This is a genomic window from Companilactobacillus allii, from assembly GCF_001971585.1.
GTDB classification, from domain to species: Bacteria; Bacillota; Bacilli; order Lactobacillales; family Lactobacillaceae; genus Companilactobacillus; species Companilactobacillus allii.
Map to the genome: position 1 here is coordinate 1891455 of NZ_CP019323.1, position 19755 is coordinate 1911209.

Consider the following 19755-nt stretch of genomic DNA (forward strand, 5'->3'; position numbering starts at 1 on the left):
GATTTCAAATATATGATGCTTAATTTGATATACAAATGGTATGTAAAATATATTGTTTTATTATATAAATGATTTAAAATAATGAAATTATTATATAAGAGAACGATTCATTGTTTATATAATTGTAAAAGTGTATTATTTAAATGTTTCATAAGTGTAGAAGGGGTGAAAAAAATGGTTAAATTTTTGCGTAATAATAAATATGCCTCGATCGTCCTAGCAATTATCAGAATTTATTTTGGTTTTGAATGGGCAATTTCTGGTTGGGGTAAAGTTACAAGCGGATTCTCAGCCCAAGGTATGTTGATGGGTGTTGTAAAGAATCCAGTTAAGGGTCCTGAAGGTAATGTTTTATATCCTTGGTTTAATAGCATGGTTCAACACGTTATTCTTCCTAACAATGGTGCCATCAGTTTCATGGTTTCATGGGGTGAGTTATTAGTTGGATTAGGTCTGATTTTTGGATGCTTAACAACTGCTGCCACATTCTTTGGTATGATGATGAACTTCTCTTATTTATTGGCCGGTGCAGTATCAGTCAATCCCGAGTATATTTTCTTTGAAATGTTTATCATCTTTGCCGGTTTCAATGCTGGTAAGATTGGTTTAGATTACTGGGTAATTCCATGGATCAGAGAACACGTATTTAAACAAAAAACTAAATCTAGTTTTTAGATTAATGAGATCTCACATTGTTGAGGTCTTTTTATTTACCAATAAATAATGACCATTTATTAATCAATTGGTATAATGTTAATTAGTAACAAATTTGTTATTTGGGGAGTGTCTGATATGGCAACATTAATGGATGTAGCCAAGCGTGCGAATGTTTCAAAAATGACTGTTTCTCGAGTTATAAATCATCCAGAAAAAGTTACTGATGAATTAAAACAAATGGTGTATCAGGCAATGCAGGAATTGAATTATCAACCAAATCTCATTGCAAAAGCATTGGTCAATAATTCTACACGGATAATCAAGTTGTGTATTTTAGAAGATATTGACACTACTGAACCTTACTTTATGAACTTGATGGTAGGCGTAGCGAAGACTTTAGATCTACATCAATATTCACTACAATTGGTTACCCGTCGTAACTTTGGTATAGGTAATTGTGATGGTTATATTATCACAGGTATGCGCAAGGGAGATTTGGATTGGATTCAAAAACTCGATAAACCAGTAATAATGTTTGGTGAAAATCGTTATGGGTTGGATTACGTAGATACAAATAACAAAGCAGGCACTTATCAAATGTCAGCACTTGCTTTGAAGAAAAAATATGAGCATTTAATTTATATTGGTATAGATAGTAAGGAGTCATTTGAGTATTCCAGAGAGGCTGGTTATATTCAGCAAGTTCAGGAACGTCGGATGATTCCGGAATTACATAGATTTGGCAATCATAGTCATTTATCAGAAGAATTTATAAGAACTAATTGGAAAAATATTCAACCTAATACTGCTTTTATCTGTGCATCGGATCGTCTTGCCATGGGCGTTGAACGTGCAATTTCTAGATGTGGTGGTAGTGTTCCTGACGATTATGGGGTTACAGGATTTGATGGTGTATTCTTGAATCAAGTGGCCTCACCAAAGATTACTACAGTTAAACAGTCCATTATTGAAATGGGCAGTGCGTGTGGAGAAAACTTACTAGATAAGATAAGAACGAATGCTTCTCCAGGTAATTTGGTATTCGAACCAAAGATTAGTCTCGGTGGTACTTTGCGGGATTAAAACTGTTATCGGTAACATGAAAAGAGACCTTGTATATGCAAGGTCTCTTTTTCTATACTTGTAGTAAGCGTATTCTTGAAAACGCTTACTGCGTAGGGGAGGAAATAATAATGAAATGGTATGATAAAGCAATTATTTACCAAATATATCCCAAAAGTTTTCAAGACACAAATGATGATGGAATTGGGGATTTACAAGGAATAATCAAGCGACTTGACTATATCAAGAATCTTGGTGTCAATACGATTTGGCTCAATCCGATTTTTGTATCACCACAAGTCGATAATGGGTATGATGTTTCAAACTACTTTGCGATTGATCCAAGTATTGGAACAACCGATGATTTTGAACAATTAATAAAAGAGGTACATAAACGTAAGCTCCATATAATACTGGATTTGCCGATAAATCATACATCGGATCAGCATCCTTGGTTCAAAGATGCAATAAGTAATCCCAATAGTATTTTTAAAGATTACTATATTTGGGATAAAGGTATTGACGGACACGAGCCTAATAATTGGGGATCATTTTTTGGAGGCAGTGTTTGGTCGAAAGCGTCAGAGAATAGTGATAATTATTACTTCCATCTTTTCGATAAAAAGATGCCAGATTTGAATTGGAAGAATGTTGAAGTACAAAGGTCAATGGCTGATATTGCAAAGTTTTGGATCGATAAGGGCGTTGATGGTTTTAGACTAGATGCCTTCATTCATATGGCCAAGGCAAATTTGTCACAAATGTCATTAAAAGAAGGAAAATATCCAATTGATGACACTTTTTATGCAAAACTACCTGAGGTCAAACAATATTTGAGTGGTTTCGTCAGTGAAGTAAAAGAACAAAATCCAGATACATTTCTATTTGGAGAAGCCTCTTCAGCTGATTCTCATCAAGCAGCGGAATATACGCGTCCTGATGAAGATGAATGTGATGTGATTGTTTCTTCTAATAACTATGGGGAAATCTACGATGATGATTCACCAGTTAAAGGATTTTTCCAACCACGTAAATTCTCTTTGGATCGTTTCAAGGAAACCTTTGTAGATTGGGAAAGTGTTTTGGCCGATATAAGTTATCCAGCACTAACTTGGGGTAATCATGATGTGAGTCGTTTCGTTGACAGATTAAATCTTCCAACAACTGATCCAAAACTACAGAAGTCACTGGCAATGATGATGTTTTTGCAACGTGGTATTCCAATAATTTATTACGGTGAAGAAATAGGTCAACACGGTTTGAAATATCAAAGTGTTGATGACTTTGACGATCAACGTGCAGTTGATTTGATTGCTAATCTATGTCAACAAAAGTTCTCTGATGAAGATATTTTGAATTTATTGAATGAACAAGATGAAATGACTGCAAGGGGTCCATTCCAGTGGGATGACTCTAAATACTGTGGATTTTCAAATGTTCAACCGTGGAATTTCGCTAAACAATCACCCGTAGATGCAGCAAACGAAGTTAGTGATGATGATAGTATGCTCAGTTTCTATCAGAAGTTATTGAAACTGAAATCGACACCAAACTTTAGTCAAGGCAATTATCGTCTTTTACTTACTGATAAAAATATCTTGGCATATGAAAGAACTCTTGGTGATGAATATGCAATCGTGATCATTAATTATTCAAAGGATTCAGTTGAGTATAAGTTACCAACTACTAAGGATTTGGATGTTGCTTTAGCCAATCAAGATATTGATATCACAGACCAAACCTTAAAATTGGAACCATGGGGTTGTTGCGCGTTAGTTAAAGGAGATAAATAAAATGGCAGATGATACCAGCGTTAAATTAAGAACTAAGCAGTTATACTGTATTTTTGTTAGGAATCACACTAAAGAAGGAACCCTGCGTGCTCTTGTTTCTGACTTAGACAGAATCAAGAATTTAGGAACTGATTATATCTGGCTATTACCTATCAATCCAATAGGTGAGGTTGATCGTAAAGGTACATTGGGTTCTCCATACTCTATAAAAGATTATCGTAAAATTGAACCAACGCTTGGTACTTGGGATGACTTTGAGTATTTAGCAAAAGAAATTCATGATCGTGATATGAAGTTGATGATAGATATTGTTTATAATCATACATCACGTGATTCAGTTCTTTTAAAGACGCACCCAGAATGGTTCCTACGTGATGATTCTGGTAAGTTATTCCCTAAGAATCCTGATTGGAGTGACGTTGCAGAACTAGATTACGACAATAAAGACCTTTGGGAATATCAAATCGAAACGTTGAAACAATATGCAAAAGTTGTTGACGGCTTCCGTTGTGATGTTGCACCTCAAGTCCCAATTAAATTCTGGGAGCAGGCAAGACAAAGTGTCAGTGAGGTCAAAGAGAACATTTTATGGTTAGCAGAAACAACCGGTGGAGATTATATAAAAGTCCAACGTGACAAGGGATTTTGGATGTCTACTGATAGTGAAAGTTATCGTGCCTTTGATTATGCTTATGACTACGATATTGATCAAACTTGGCATGATTATATTAATGGAAAAACTGAATTGAAGACTTATACCAATGCTTTAAATAATCAGGAGCTAATCTATCCAAATAACTACATTAAAATGCGTGCTTTAGAGAATCATGATAATGATCGTGCACATAAGTTATTTACAAACGAGAATGACTTGATCAACTGGTTGGCCTTCTCAGAATTTCAGAAGGGTTCTTCTTTGATATATGCGGGTCAAGAATTCGGTATGTCACATAAACCTGATCTATTTGAAATGGATAAGCTCAATTGGGACAAACATGAATTGGAATTGAGTGATTTGATTAAGAGAATGCATGAATTGAGTCAAGATTCGATTCAATATATGGGCGCATATCAAGTAACACCAGAAAGTAACGATTTGGTCAAAGTAAGTTTTGAACAAAGTAGCCATATCAGAGTGGGAATATTTACGCTTCGTGGTAATTGTGGGCATGTAAGAGTTGATTTACCTGATGGAGAATATACCAATTTACTGGATAATAAACCAGTTACTGTATATCGCGGTATCGTTGAGATTGAGTATGGTCCAGTAATCATAGAAGGTAATGTTTAGTAAACAAAAGGGGATTTATAGCAATATATGAATCTTGTTATCGGTAACATCGTGAAAGCGATTGCAAAGGTTTTAAAATCGTTTAATATAAAAAGTGTAATCGATATGCATTATGAGTTACGAAAGTTATAGGAGGGAAAAGATATGAAAAAGAAGAATTGGAAAAAGTTACTTCTTGGAAGCTTGATCGTCAGCATGTCACTTATGACATTAGCTGGTTGTGGGAGCAAGAGTAGCAGTAGCAGTGACAGTAAGGCAACTGCCGGTGGTACAGAAATGAAAGGTGATATCAAAGTTTGGATCGATACTGAACATATCGCTGCTATCAAGAGTCAAGTTAAGAAGTTCGAGAAGGCTAATCCAAAGATTCACGTAACTGTTAAGTCTGGCTCATCAGCCGATGCTATGAAGGATGTTTCAAAGGATCCTGAAAAAGCAGCCGATGTCTTCATGATGCCACATGATCAAGTAGGTCAAATGGCTGAAGCTGGATTGCTATATCCAGTAGGTAAGAAGAACACAACAACTATTAAGAATGAAAACATTCAATCAGCTGTTGATGGTGTTACATATAAGGACAAAGTTTATGGATTCCCATATGGGATTGAATCACAAGTTCTTTACTATAATAAATCAAAACTTTCAGCAGATGATGTTAAGAGTTGGGATACATTAACTTCTAAGGGTAAGTTAGGTACCAACTTTGCTGAAGCAGGTGCAAACTACATTTTCGCTCCATTATTCTTGAGTAACGGGGACCAAATTTACGGCTCAAATGGTGAAGATCTAAAGGGAACAAACATCAACAATGAAAAAGGTGTTCAAGTTCTTTCATGGATCGCACAACAGAAACAAAATAAGGGTGTTGTACAAACAAATGCTGCTGCACTTTCTAACCTACAATCAGGTAAAATTGATGCCTTCTTATCAGGCCCATGGTCAAAGGGTGACGTTAAGAAAGCTCTAGGTAAGAACATGGCCGTTGCTGCATACCCAACAGTTAACTTCGGTAATGGTGAAACACAAATGAAGGCATTCTTGGGTGTTAAAGTTTATGGTGTTAACCAACAAACTAAATCACCAGTTGCTTCATTAGCACTTGCTAAATATCTAAGTAACGAAGCTACACAAAAGGTTGAATTTGAAAAGAACGGTGTTGTTCCAACAAACACAAAGGCTCAAGCATTAACAGAAGTACAAAATGATGAAACTGCTAAGTCAGTTCTAGAAATGTCAGATTCAAATCACACAGTCGTTATGCCTAAGTTACCAGAAATCATCTCATTCTGGCCACCAATGGATTCATTGATTAACGATACATACAAAGGTAAGATCAAGTCTTCACAATATCAAGACAAGTTGAATAAATTTGTTAAGGATACTTCAAAGAAATCTAAATAGTTAAGAGCGGTAGAAACTATGACAGTTTTTAAGACTCATTTACGAGTAGTGAATGATTAGATTCTTAGCTTTCTTAGGATAACAGATGTGTTATTACACATTTGTTATCTGTGGGAGGTGCAGGAATCTTCCTTTCACCAAGTTATGTAGAAATTATTCAGTTTGATTCACAAGAGGGATTCAAATGAAAGTAAGGGTGCGATTATATGTTTAAAAAAAGTTATGGAGAACAACATATAACATATAGAGAATTGTTCAAAAAAGGTGATCTCGCCACAAAGCTATCGTTTATCATCATGGGAAGCGCTAACTTTGCAAATAAACAATTCGTTAAAGGTTGTATCTTCTTAGCAGTTGAGGTTGGTTTCTTTGCATGGTTTATCCAAAATGGTATCCATGCTTTAGGAATGTTACAAACACTAGGAACAAAGAAACAAGGATTGCATTATGATGCCAACTTAGGTATTGATGTTTTACAAAAAGGTGACAACTCTATGTTGCTTCTTCTTTTCGGAATTGCTGCAATTTTACTATGTGTCGTTATGATTGTTATGTACATTGTCAATCTAAGAAGTACTAGACATATTTATGAAGTAAAGGCTGCTGGAGAACCAGTAGCTACATTCAAACAAGACATGAGTAGTCTATTGAATGAAAGATTCCACATGACACTTATGACTATTCCTTTATTGGGAGTATTGTTTTTCACGATTTTGCCATTACTGTACATGATATCAATTGCTTTTACTAATTATGATCACGTTCATTTACCACCTAAGAACCTTTTTACATGGGTCGGTTTTAGTAACTTTGGTAATGTTATTACCGGTGATATGGCTTCAACATTCTTCCCAGTTTTAAGTTGGACATTAATTTGGGCCGTATTTGCAACAGTTACATGTTTCTTCTTTGGAGTTATCTTAGCTTTATTGATCAACACAAAAGGTATCAAGTTCAAGAAGATGTGGAGAACAATATTTGTTTTAACAATTGCTGTTCCACAATTCATTTCATTACTTGTTATGCATAATTTATTGAACGATGCTGGTCCTATCAATGCATTGTTAAAGAATTGGGGCGTTATTTCAACGTCAATACCATTCTTAACAGATCCAACATTAGCAAAGATTTCAATTATTGTGGTTAATATGTGGATTGGTATTCCAACTACAATGTTAATTTCAACAGGTATTATTCAAAACTTGGATCAAGAACAAATTGAGGCAGCCGAGATGGATGGTGCCAACAAACTTCAAATTTTCAAGTCAATTACATTCCCACAGATTCTATTCGTTATGATGCCATCATTGATTCAACAATTTATCGGAAATATCAATAACTTCAATGTTATCTTCCTATTAACAGGTGGTGGACCTTCAAACTCGAATTACTACGGTGCCGGTTCTACCGATTTACTTGTTACATGGTTGTATAACTTAACGGTTAATACAATGGATTACAATTTAGCTTCAGTTATTGGTATTTTGATCTTCATTCTATCAGCAGTATTTAGTTTATGGGCATATACTCATACTAATTCTTATAAGGAGGGATAACAGATGGAAGCGAAAGCAAAGAATTATAAAGCAAAAAAAAGAAATACTCGTTTCTTGGTTTATGCCATTCTAACGATTATGTCTATAATATGGCTATTTCCAATCGTTTGGATTGTACTTACAAGTTTTAGATCAGAAGGTGGGGCTTTTGTTCCATATATCATGCCTAAAGACTTTACCTTAAATAATTACAAGATATTATTAACTGACGCCACAGGAAACTTCCCATTTGTTCGTTGGTTCCTTAACACATTTGTTGTAGCAACATTTAGTTGTCTTCTTTCAACATTCATTACAATTGCTATGGCTTATGCATTATCAAGATTACGTTTCAAGATGAGAAGACCAATTTTAAAGATTGCTTTAGTTTTGAACATGTTCCCAGGTTTCATGAGCATGATTGCTGTTTACTATATTCTAAAGGCTTTAGACTTAACACAAAGTTTAGTAGCTTTAGTTCTAATATATTCAGCTGGTGCAGCACTTGGATTCTATGTTGCAAAAGGATTCTTTGATACTATTCCAATGGCTCTTGATGAATCAGCCATGATTGATGGTGCTAATAAATGGCAGATCTTTACAAAGATCACATTGCCTTTATCAAAGCCTATCATCGTTTATACAGCATTAATGGCATTTATGGGACCTTGGATGGACTTTATCTTCGCTAAGATCATCATGGGTGATGATGTTAAAGACTACACGGTTGCGATAGGGTTATATTCAATGATGTCCAAAACGACCGCTAACTCGCTATTTATGTCATTTACCGCCGGATGTGTGTTGATTGCTATACCTATTACATTGCTATTTATCTATATGCAAAAGTATTATGTAGAGGGTATCACTTCTGGTTCTGTTAAATAGATAGACAGATTTGTCAGTAACTCAAATTTTTAAATAAAATTAGGGCCTGCATAAAATTAACTCACTACATTTCGTATTGAATTTGTTTAATGCAAGCCCTTTTTATTATCAATAATAAAAGGTGGAAATAACTAATGAATACAGCAGCAATTTATCATCGTCCAGATAGTGAGTATGCATTCTTGTATAAAAAAGACTTGATGCACTTACGAATCAGAACCGCTAGAGGGGATGCTACTTTAGTCAACATTCTTCATGGTGATACATATTCAATGGACAAAGAAAAATGGAACGAGAAACCTGTTCCCATGAAATTAACTTTATCAACGAATTTATTTGATTATTGGGAATTTGAAACTAAAGAACCTTTTAATCGTATGTCTTACGCCTTTCAAGTGATTGGGCGTGATGGTACTGAGATACTTTATGGTGACCAAGGGGCATTTCCTTATAATGATGAATCAGTACATAAAGGAAACAATTACTTCAGAATGCCTTATTTCCATGAAGCAGATCGTTTCAAGGCTCCTGATTGGGTGAAAAAGACCGTTTGGTATCAGGTATTCCCTGAAAGATTTTCAAATGGTGATAAATCTAATGATCCTGAGAATACATTGCCTTGGGGATCAAAAGCCCCAGATAGACAAGACTTCTTTGGTGGAGATTTACAAGGAATTATGGACCATTTGGATCATTTAGTAGATATGGGGATCAACGGGATTTACTTCTGTCCGATATTTAAAGCTTATTCAAATCATAAATATGACACAATCGATTATTTAGAAATTGATCCAAGTTTTGGTGATAAGAAGTTATTTAAGAAATTAGTAAATGAATGCCATAAACGTGGAATAAAGGTAATGTTGGATGCTGTATTCAACCATATGGGTGATAATTCACCACAATGGCAAGATGTTGTTAAGAATGGTGAAAAATCAAAGTATGCTGATTGGTTCCATATTAATAAATTCCCAGTTTCTTATGAAGAAGGCAATGATTTTGAAGATGCCCACGACATAACTTATGACGTCTTCGCAACGACACCACATATGCCAAAAATTAATACAGCTAATCCAGACGCTAAAAAGTACTTGTTGGATGTAGCTAAATATTGGATTGAAGAATTTGATATTGATGCTTGGAGATTGGATGTAGCCAATGAGATCGATCATGAATTTTGGAAGGATTTTCGCCGAGTTTGTGATTCAACTAAGAAAGACTTTTATATATTAGGTGAAGTTTGGCACTCTTCACAAAGTTGGTTAAATGGTGATGAGTTCAGTGCTGTAATGAATTATGCCTATACTGATTTAATAAAGGACTTTTTCATTAAAAAAGAAATGGCTATTCCAAAGGTTGTCTCAGAAATTAATAATCAATTAATGTTGTATCGTAAACAAACTAATCAGATTCAATTTAACGTTTTGGATTCTCATGATACAGCTCGTTTATTGACAGTTGCAAATAATGATAAGGACTTGGAAAAACAAGTTCTAGGATTCACTTATTTACAGCCTGGTGTTCCATGCGTTTATTACGGTGATGAATACGGCATGACAGGTGGAGATGATCCAGATTGTCGTAAATGTATGGTTTGGGATCAAAAAGATCAAGATCATAAGATGTATGATTTCTTTAAAGATCTTATTTCATTCCGTAAAAATAATCATCAAGTAATGTCAGAAGGATCAATGGATTGGAACGTATCACAAACTGATAAAGGAATTTTGGAATTAACAAGAAATCTAGATGGTAAGACTATTACTGGTATTTTTAATACTGGAGAAAAGGCTCAAGTTGTTCTTGTTGATGGTGAATTATTATTAAGCAATTTGGCAGAGAACTTTGGTGATAATTTCACACTACAACCTAAAGGCTTCGTAATTTTGAAATAGTTATTAAGTATTCTTGGAGGATTTAAGATGGAAAAAAGACACTGGTGGCAAGAGATTGTCGTGTATCAAGTTTATCCACGTAGTTTTAAAGATTCAAATGGTGATGGTATCGGTGATTTAAAGGGAATTATTAGTAAGTTAGATTATTTACAAAAATTAGGTATCGGTGCTGTTTGGCTCTCTCCAGTATATAAGTCACCAAATGATGATAATGGATACGATATTGCTGATTATCGAGCAATAATGGATGAATTTGGAACTATGGCAGATATGGATGATCTTATTCGTGAAGCCAACAAGCGCAATATTAAAATAGTAATGGATTTGGTTGTAAATCATACATCAGATGAGAATAAATGGTTCATTGAAGCTAAGAAGGGTAAGGATAATCCTTATCGCGATTACTATATTTGGGCAGATCCAGTTAATGGTGGTGTTCCTAACGACTTGGAGTCGACATTTTCAGGTTCAGCATGGCAGTTTGATGAAGCAAGCAATCAATATTACTTACATCTATTCAGCAAGAAACAGCCAGATTTGAATTGGCAAAACAAAAAAGTTCGTCAAGAAGTTTATGACATGATGAATTATTGGATCGACAAGGGAATCGGCGGTTTCAGAATGGACGTTATTGACTTAATTGGTAAGATACCTGAGAAGAAGATCACTGGAAATGGACCACAGCTACATGAATTCCTTCAAGAGATGAATAAGAATACTTTTGGAGGCAAGGATTTATTGACGGTTGGTGAAACTTGGGGCGCAACTCCTGAAATCGCTAAATTGTATTCAAATCCAAAGCGCCATGAGTTAGGAATGGTCTTCCAATTTGAACATATTGGATTGGATGAGCAAGCTGGCAAATCAAAATGGGATTTAAAGGCACTGAATGTGGGAGATTTAAAGCGTGTCTTTTCTAAATGGCAAAATGAATTAGACAATGATGGTTGGAATTCATTATTTTGGAATAATCATGATTTGCCAAGAATTGTGTCTCGTTTTGGAAATGATAAGAAATATCGTGTTGAGAGCGCTAAAATGTTGGCAATTTTATTACATATGCTTAAAGGAACACCATATATCTTTCAAGGAGAAGAAATTGGAATGACCAATAGGACTATTTCCGATATCTCTGAAGTGTCCGATATTGAAAGTAGAAATATGTATAATGAGCGCATTAAAGATGGTTATAAAAAAGAAGATATTATCCATTCGATCAACGTCAAAGGGCGTGACAACGCTAGAACTCCGATGCAATGGAGTGAATCTATCAATGGTGGATTTACCACAGGTAAGCCTTGGATCAAAGTAAATCCAAATTATAAAGAAATTAACGTTGATGATGCATTAGCCGATAAAGATTCTATTTTTTATACATATCAAAAACTTATTCAGTTGAGAAAAGATAACCCTATTATTGTTTGGGGAGATTTTGAATTACTTAATACTGATAATGATATATTTGCATATAAACGTCTATATAAGGGTGAATCATGGTTAATCGTCAACAACTTTTCAAATGTTGAACATACATTGAATTTGCCTAATATCAAACCTGGTGAAGTTATTATTCAAAATTACAATGAAGAGATTAAATCTCTTAATGATTTGAAATTAAAACCATGGCAATCATTTGTCATTAAGGTGGTGGAATAGATGCAAGAACCTTGGTGGAAAAACGCAATTGGTTATCAGGTATACCCTCGTAGTTTCAAAGATTCAAATGGTGATGGTATTGGTGATATTAAAGGAATTATTGAAAAATTACCTTATTTGAAAAGTTTGGGAATTGATTTCATTTGGTTAAATCCAATATATAAATCACCAAATGTCGATAATGGATATGATATTTCTGACTATGAAGGTATTCAACCAGAATTTGGAACGATGAGTGATTTTGATGAGTTATTGAAGCAAGCTCATAGTAATGGTATTAAAATAATCCTTGATTTGGTTGTTAATCACACTAGTGATCAGCATCCTTGGTTTATTCAAAGTAAGAAATCTAAGGATAACCCATATCGAGATTATTATATGTGGGCAGATGCTACACCAGATAAAATGCCTAATGATTGGACTAGTTTCTCAGGTAATTCTACTTGGACTTATGATGAAACTACGAAACAAGCCTTTTTCCATGTTTTTGCCCCACAACAGCCAGATTTGAACTGGCGAAATCCCAAGATGCGCAAGGAAATTTACAAAATGATTCGTTGGTGGCTGGATTTGGGGATTGATGGTTTTAGAATGGATGCTATTAGCCATATTCAAAAAGAACCTTGGGATTATGATCCAAAGGATGATCCTTGGTCAGCTTTTATGAATGTTAAAGGAATCGATAACTATATGTCTGAAATGCGTGATATTTTTGATCAATACAATATTATGACAGTTGGTGAAGCTAGTGGCGTAACTAGTAAGCAAGCACCTGATTGGACTGATCCTAATAAAAAAGGTTACGTGAATATGATATTTGAGCTGGAGCACAATGTTAGGGCTGGTGAACCAGGAAAAGAGCGTATTGATGTATTAGGGATGAAGAAAGTCTTATCACGTTGGCAAAAGGATCAAGAAACTAGTGGTTGGAATGCTTTGTATTTTGAGAATCATGATAATCCACGAATTAATACGATTCTTGGAAATGAGACTACAAAGTCAGCCACTGCGATTGCAATGTCTTACTTCTTCTTGAAAGGCACACCTTTTATTTATCAAGGACAAGAATTAGGGATGACCAATTATCCGTTCACATCAATTGATCAAGTAGATGATGATGAATCTAAGTTAAGATATAATGATCTTCTTAAAAAAGGTAAAGACCCGATTCAAGTGTTGAATGAAATAACCCATTGGACAAGAGATCACTCACGGACTCCTATGCAATGGACAAACGACTCTAAGGCAGGATTCACTACCGGAAGTCCATGGATGAAAGTTAATCCTAATACTGCTACTATCAATGTCGCAGTAGAAGAAGATGATAAGGCTTCAGTCTTGAATTTTTATAGGAGAATGATTGAGTTCAGGAAATCTGAGTTAACATTTATAAATGGGAGTTATATTCCTATATTTGAAGATGACAAAGATGTTTTTGCATATATTAGAAAATATGGTCAAAAAGAGTTTGTTATTATAACCAATTTAAGCAAGAATGTTAGAAAGATGAAGTTACCAGATCAACTTTTGGACAAAAACTGGAATCTCAAATTATCTAATAATAAAATTTCAGAGCTTAAAGATGAGCTTGAATTAGCACCATTTGATGGAATGGTGTTTGAAAAAGAGTAATTAAAAAAATTCCTTTGTGGTTGTCAGATGAAACAGTATATTTCATCTAGCAAACATGGAGGAATTTTTTTGTGGAGTGAAAAAGTAAGTTTTATTACTTGTTCACGCTGTTATGAAAGTTGTTATCGGTAACATCGTGAAAGCGATTGCAACGTGTGGTGATTTGCATAATAATAAAAAGCGTAGTAAGAAACTGATACTTAAAAATTATCCAGCAATAATCGTTTTGGGGTCTTAGAAGTTATTGTAAGAACTTCTAATTAATTGTTCGATTATTAAGTCAGTACTTTTGACTTTGAGCTGAAAAATAAAGGGAGTACTTAAAATGTCAATTATAAATTTGGAACATATTTCTAAACGCTATCCTGGAAACAAAGATTACTCAGTTACTGATTTTAATTTGGATATTAAAGATGGTGAGTTTATTGTTTTCGTTGGTCCATCTGGATGTGGTAAATCAACAACTTTGAGGATGATTGCTGGATTGGAAGATATTACTGAAGGTGATTTCAAGATTGATGGTAAGGTCATGAATGAAGTTGCACCTAGAGATAGAGATATCGCGATGGTTTTCCAAAACTACGCTTTATATCCACATATGTCTGTTTACGATAATATGGCATTTGGTCTTAATATTCGTAAGCATGATAAAGAAGATACTAAAAAGAGAGTTGAAGATGCAGCCAAAATCTTGGGTCTAACAGATTTTCTAGAACGTAAGCCCAGTGCCTTGTCAGGTGGTCAAAGACAGCGTGTTGCCTTGGGACGTGCAATTGTGCGTGATGCCAACTTGTTCTTACTTGATGAACCACTATCAAACTTGGATGCTAAATTAAGAGTTCAAATGCGTACTGAAATTGCTCAATTGCATCAAAGATTAGGCCGTAATTTCATTTATGTTACCCATGATCAGGTTGAAGCTATGACTATGGCCGATAGAATCGTTATTATGAGTGACGGTAAAATACAACAAGTTGGAACACCAAAGGAACTATATAATGAACCAATTAATAAATTCGTTGCTGGATTCATTGGTTCACCTGCAACAAACTTCTTTGACGTTACATTAGATGGAGACAAGATTGTTGATGGTAATGATCTAGTTTTGACTGTTCCTGAAGGACATTTAAAAGAGTTGAGAGCTAAGGGATACGATGGTAAGAAACTTACATTTGGTATTCGTCCAGAAGATATTCATGCAGAAGAGATTGCACTTCAAACCTTTGGTGATGCAAAAATCACAGCAAAAGTAAAGGTTTCTGAATTACTTGGTGCTGAATCAATGCTCTATTCACAAGTTGGCCACTCAGAGTTTATTGCTAAAGTAAATTCTCGTGATCACCATGAACCTGGAACAGATATAGAAATGGCCCTTGAAATGACAAAGGGACACTACTTCGATAATGAAACTGGTAAAACAATTATTTAATTAATAAATGTATCTATAGGAGGAACATTTTAAATGAAGAGGATATTTGAAGTTGCCCCATGGAATATTGTGACAAACAAATTAGACAAAACTGATAAACGGCTTCAAGAGAGTATGACTAGTATTGGTAATGGCTATATGGGGATGCGTGGAAATTTTGAAGAGGACTATTCAGGAGATAGTTTACCTGGTTCTTACCTTGCCGGAGTTTGGTATCCAGATAAGACCCGTGTTGGCTGGTGGAAAAATGGATATCCTAAGTATTTTGGTAAGGTTATCAATGCAATCAACTTTATTAAAATAAACTTTGAAATCAACGGTGAAAAGCTAGACTTGTACAAGGATGAAATTTCTGACTTCAAACTAGACTTGAACATGAAAAATGCAGTCCTAACTAGATCATTTATCGTCACTAAAGGTGATTCAAAAGTAGAATTTATCTTTGAAAGATTCTTGAGTGTTGCACAAAAGCAATTGTCAGTTCAAAAGGTTAGTTTTAAGAATTTATCAAATAGTAACGTTGAAATAAAGGCTATTTCAGCAATTGATTCAAATGTTGAAAACGAAGATGCCAATTATGACGAACGTTTCTGGAATGTTTTGAATATTGATGAAGATAGTATTGTTGCAGAGACTAAGCCAAACGACTTTGGTACACCAAGATTCACTTCCGGAATGGAAATGAACCATGTAACAGTGATGGAAAGCATTGATAAAAAAATTGTTGATGGTAAGGAAACAAGTGAGACATTCAAGATCTCACTCGAACCTAATGAAATTGCTATTATTGAGAAACGTGTAATCGTAGTAACTTCAAGAGATTATGCTTCAACACAAGAATTATCTGATTCTATGCACAGTCTATCAAAAGAAATTTCTTCAAAATCATATGATGAATTATTGACTGCTCATGAGAATATCTGGGCACAACGTTGGAATCAATCAGATGTAAAGATTGATGGTGATGACGAATCTCAACAAGGTATGCGCTTTAATTTATTCGGATTATTCACGACATATTATGGTGAAGATGCAAGGCTAAACATTGGACCTAAAGGCTTTACTGGTGAGAAATATGGTGGTGCTACTTATTGGGATACTGAAGCATTCTGTGTTCCTGTGTATTTAGGAATTACTAAGCCAGAAGTTACACGTAACTTGTTAATGTATAGATACAAACAACTTGATGGTGCATTTATTAATGCTCAACAACAAGGTCTAAAAGGTGCCTTATACCCAATGGTGACATTTAATGGTATCGAGTGTCACAACGAATGGGAAATCACCTTTGAAGAGATCCATCGTAATGGTGATATTGCTTTTGCCATTTATAATTACACTAGATACACCGGTGATAAGTCATTTGTTCTTAATGAAGGTAGTGAGATGCTCACAGAAATCAGTCGTTTCTGGGCTGATCGTGTTCACTTTAGTAAACGTAATAATCAATATATGATTCATGGTGTAACTGGTCCAGATGAGTATGAGAATAACGTTGATAATAATTGGGACACAAACTTATTAGCCAGATGGACATTGAAATATACGCTTGAGATCCTTAAAGAAGTATCTGACAAGCAAGCTAAAAAATTGAATGTTTCTGATGAAGAATTAGCCAAGTGGCAAGATATCGTTAACAAGATGTATATGCCATATGACAAAGATTTGAACATTTTTGTTCAACACGATGGATTCTTGGATAAGGATCTTGAGCCAGTTAGTGCAATTCCAAAGGATCAATTGCCAATTAATCAACATTGGTCATGGGATAAAATTCTTCGTTCACCATATATTAAACAAGGTGATGTTTTACAAGGTATTTACGACTTTATTGATGATTTCACTGAAGAAGAAAAGAAGTCTAACTTTGATTTCTATGAACCAATGACAGTCCATGAATCAAGTCTTTCACCAGCAATTCACGCTGTTTTGGCTGCTGACTTGCATTATGATGAAAAAGCAGTTGAGATGTATGAGAGAACTGCTAGATTGGACTTAGATAATTATAATAACGATACTTCAGATGGTTTACATATCACTTCGATGACAGGTGGTTGGATCGCTATGGTGCAAGGATTTGCTGGAATGAGAGTTCATGACAACGGAGAACTTAGCTATAAGCCATTTTTGCCAAAGAAGTGGGATAGTTATTCATTTAGACAGGTCTTTAGAGGTCGAGTTATTGAAGTAAACGTTGATAGAAACGGTTCAAACATCAAGTTAATTTCAGGTGATCCACTTGATATTTTGGTTGATGATAAATCAGTAACATTAGACTAAACAAATTAAAGACTGAGACTAAATAGTCTCGGCCTTTTTATTAGAATTTGAAGTAAGCGCTTAATTTTTAATTAAATATTTTTTAAACGCTTTAAAAAATAGTTTTAAAGGGAGAATATATATTATGGTTAATTTTGAACAAATTAAGGGATTTGTATTTGATTTGGATGGTGTTATCGCTGATACATCAATCTATCATTCAAAGGCATGGCGTCAATTGGCAGAAGAATTAGGAGTTACATGGACCACGGAATTAAGTAACAACCTTAAAGGTGTCAGTCGTATGGATTCATTAAACCTAATTTTAAAAGCCGGGGGCAAAGAAAGCGCTTATACTGAAGAAGAAAAAGAGCACTATGCCACAGAAAAAAACACTAATTATCTGAATCTTTTAAAGGATATGGATGCTAGTGCAATCTTACCTGGAATCAATGATTTTATTGAGGATTTGAAACGACACGATTATAAACTTTCACTAGCTTCAGCATCTAAGAATTCACCTTTAGTATTAGAGCAATTGGGCTTGGCCAAATATTTTGAAAAACGTGTCGATCCAGCTACTTTGAAACATGGTAAACCAGATCCTGAGATTTTTGCTCGTGGTGCTGAGATTCTTGGATTGAAACCAGAAGAATGTGTTGGTATTGAAGATGCTACTGCTGGAATTAAGTCGATCAATGGAGCGTCAGAATTGTCGATTGGGATTGGAGATCCAAAGATTTTGAATGAGGCCGATATCAACTTTACAGATACCTCAAAATTAACATTAGAAAATATTAAACAAGCCTTAAAATAATTTGGAGTGTGAGTATATGTCAGTAACAGAGAAAAAAGTAGGTCAAGTTGATGGCGAGAATGCATATCAATATATTATTGAAAACAAAAATAAGACACGTATAACATTGTTGACCTATGCAGCCACTTGGCAAAATTTTGAAGTTTTAGAAAATGGGCAGTACCATTCTTTAATTGAACATTTGGATACGTTAGATGACTATGTTAAAGAAACATATAATATTGGAAAAAATGTTGGTCGTGTCGCTGGTCGTATTGGTGGAGCTAGTTTCATGTTAAATGGGAAAAAAGTTCAAATGAAACCAAACGAACAAACCCATTTACTGCATGGTGGTAATAATGGTATTCAAACCAAGAATTATAAAGGTGCTATAGATGATAAGAGTAATTCTGTTTGTCTATCGTTGGATATAAAATCAAGTGATGATGATTTTCCTGGTAATGTTAATTTAAAAATAACTTATTCATTGAACGATAATGATGAAGTGACAATCAAGTATGATGCAATTAGTGATGCAGACACCATCCTTAATCCAACTTGCCATGTATATTTCAATGTTACTAATTCGAATTCAATTGATTCACAAGAGTTACAAATCAACTCTGACAGGATTCTTGATGTAGATGATGAAAAGGTTCCTACTGGAAGAAAATTAGACGTCAGTGGAGCATACGACTTTAGGGAGCCTCAGGGTATCGGAGAAGCTTTAAAGACGTTGACTAATCAAAATGGAAAAGTTGAATTTGATGATATCTATGCTACAAATGGTGGTAAAGTTGCTACCATTCAAGCTGATGGCCGTGCAGTCGACTTATATTCTGATCGAAACGCCTTAGTTATTTTTACTGCTGATCCCGTTCATGAAGATAAGGAACAACAACATGAATATAGTAGCTTAGCAATGGAGCTTCAAACTCTACCAGATGCTATCAACCATAGTGATTTTGGAGATATTATATTGAGAGAGAACCAAGAGAAAACGTTTGTAAATAAATATCACTATAGAAAGTTGTAGGATTAAATATGCAAATTGAACATGTGGGATTGTTTGTTAAGGATTTAGAAAAGACAGTAAAGTTTTATGAAAAATATTTCGATGCTAAATCTTCAAATAAGTATCATAATCCAGTCTCAACTTTTTCATCAGTATTTTTGACATTTCCTGATGGACCCAGACTAGAGGTGGGTACAAGAGAAGATTTGAATACTGAGATATTAGATGGTTTCCCATTAGGATACATGCATATTGCTGTGTCACTAGGATCTAGAGAGGCTGTTGATGCGCTATCAAAACGTATCGAGAGTGATGGGTTTAAACATTTGAGCGGCCCTAGAGTAACAGGGGATGGTTATTACGAAAGTGTTGTTTGTGATCCTGAAGGTAATCAAATAGAGTTGACTGTGTAAATATGATTATTGATTGAAATTATATCTGGTAAT

At 34.7% G+C, this 19755-nt stretch carries 15 protein-coding genes; all 15 read left to right on the forward strand.

Going from position 1 to position 19755, the window contains the following annotated elements; all coding sequences use genetic code 11:
* The first annotated feature begins 174 nt into the window (after window positions 1-174).
* The 15 genes from BTM29_RS09375 to BTM29_RS09445 all read left to right on the forward strand — a co-directional run bounded on the left by BTM29_RS09375 (window position 175) and on the right by BTM29_RS09445 (window position 19722).
* Complete coding sequence (locus BTM29_RS09375) at window positions 175-675, forward strand: DoxX family protein (RefSeq protein ID WP_076616590.1); 501 nt, start codon at window positions 175-177, stop codon at window positions 673-675.
* Between the two features lie 117 nt (window positions 676-792).
* On the forward strand, window positions 793-1740 hold the full coding sequence (locus BTM29_RS09380) for a LacI family DNA-binding transcriptional regulator (RefSeq protein WP_076616593.1): 948 nt from the start codon (window positions 793-795) through the stop codon (window positions 1738-1740).
* Between the two features lie 110 nt (window positions 1741-1850).
* Window positions 1851-3512 (forward strand): glycoside hydrolase family 13 protein, encoded by a 1662-nt coding sequence (locus BTM29_RS09385; RefSeq protein WP_164510773.1) that lies wholly within the window; start codon window positions 1851-1853, stop codon window positions 3510-3512.
* 1 nt (window position 3513) lies between these two features.
* Entirely contained in the window at window positions 3514-4803 is a 1290-nt protein-coding gene (locus tag BTM29_RS09390) for an alpha-amylase family glycosyl hydrolase (RefSeq protein ID WP_076616596.1), read from the forward strand.
* Window positions 4804-4947: 144 nt separating this feature from the next.
* Window positions 4948-6204, forward strand: coding sequence for an extracellular solute-binding protein (locus BTM29_RS09395; RefSeq protein WP_076616598.1), 1257 nt, complete (start codon window positions 4948-4950; stop codon window positions 6202-6204).
* A gap of 206 nt (window positions 6205-6410) precedes the next feature.
* Window positions 6411-7760, forward strand: a complete 1350-nt coding sequence (locus tag BTM29_RS09400; protein ID WP_076616602.1) for a carbohydrate ABC transporter permease — start codon at window positions 6411-6413, stop codon at window positions 7758-7760.
* Window positions 7761-7763: 3 nt separating this feature from the next.
* Window positions 7764-8627 (forward strand): sugar ABC transporter permease, encoded by an 864-nt coding sequence (locus BTM29_RS09405; RefSeq protein ID WP_076616605.1) that lies wholly within the window; start codon window positions 7764-7766, stop codon window positions 8625-8627.
* Window positions 8628-8761: 134 nt separating this feature from the next.
* Window positions 8762-10522, forward strand: coding sequence for a glycoside hydrolase family 13 protein (locus BTM29_RS09410; protein WP_076616608.1), 1761 nt, complete (start codon window positions 8762-8764; stop codon window positions 10520-10522).
* A gap of 27 nt (window positions 10523-10549) precedes the next feature.
* Window positions 10550-12178 carry a glycoside hydrolase family 13 protein gene (locus tag BTM29_RS09415; RefSeq protein ID WP_076616612.1) on the forward strand — a complete coding sequence of 543 codons (1629 nt, stop codon included), beginning with the start codon at window positions 10550-10552 and terminating at the stop codon, window positions 12176-12178.
* Window positions 12179-13810 (forward strand): glycoside hydrolase family 13 protein, encoded by a 1632-nt coding sequence (locus BTM29_RS09420; protein WP_076616616.1) that lies wholly within the window; start codon window positions 12179-12181, stop codon window positions 13808-13810.
* Window positions 13811-14135: 325 nt separating this feature from the next.
* On the forward strand, window positions 14136-15239 hold the full coding sequence (locus tag BTM29_RS09425; RefSeq protein ID WP_076616618.1) for an ABC transporter ATP-binding protein: 1104 nt from the start codon (window positions 14136-14138) through the stop codon (window positions 15237-15239).
* Window positions 15240-15272: 33 nt separating this feature from the next.
* Window positions 15273-17519, forward strand: coding sequence for a glycoside hydrolase family 65 protein (locus BTM29_RS09430; protein WP_076616621.1), 2247 nt, complete (start codon window positions 15273-15275; stop codon window positions 17517-17519).
* A 124-nt stretch (window positions 17520-17643) separates the two neighbouring features.
* Complete coding sequence (gene pgmB, locus BTM29_RS09435) at window positions 17644-18315, forward strand: beta-phosphoglucomutase (protein ID WP_076616624.1); 672 nt, start codon at window positions 17644-17646, stop codon at window positions 18313-18315.
* A 16-nt stretch (window positions 18316-18331) separates the two neighbouring features.
* On the forward strand, window positions 18332-19330 hold the full coding sequence (locus BTM29_RS09440; protein WP_076616627.1) for an aldose epimerase family protein: 999 nt from the start codon (window positions 18332-18334) through the stop codon (window positions 19328-19330).
* Window positions 19331-19338: 8 nt separating this feature from the next.
* On the forward strand, window positions 19339-19722 hold the full coding sequence (locus BTM29_RS09445) for a VOC family protein (protein ID WP_076616630.1): 384 nt from the start codon (window positions 19339-19341) through the stop codon (window positions 19720-19722).
* Window positions 19723-19755: the final 33 nt, after the last annotated feature.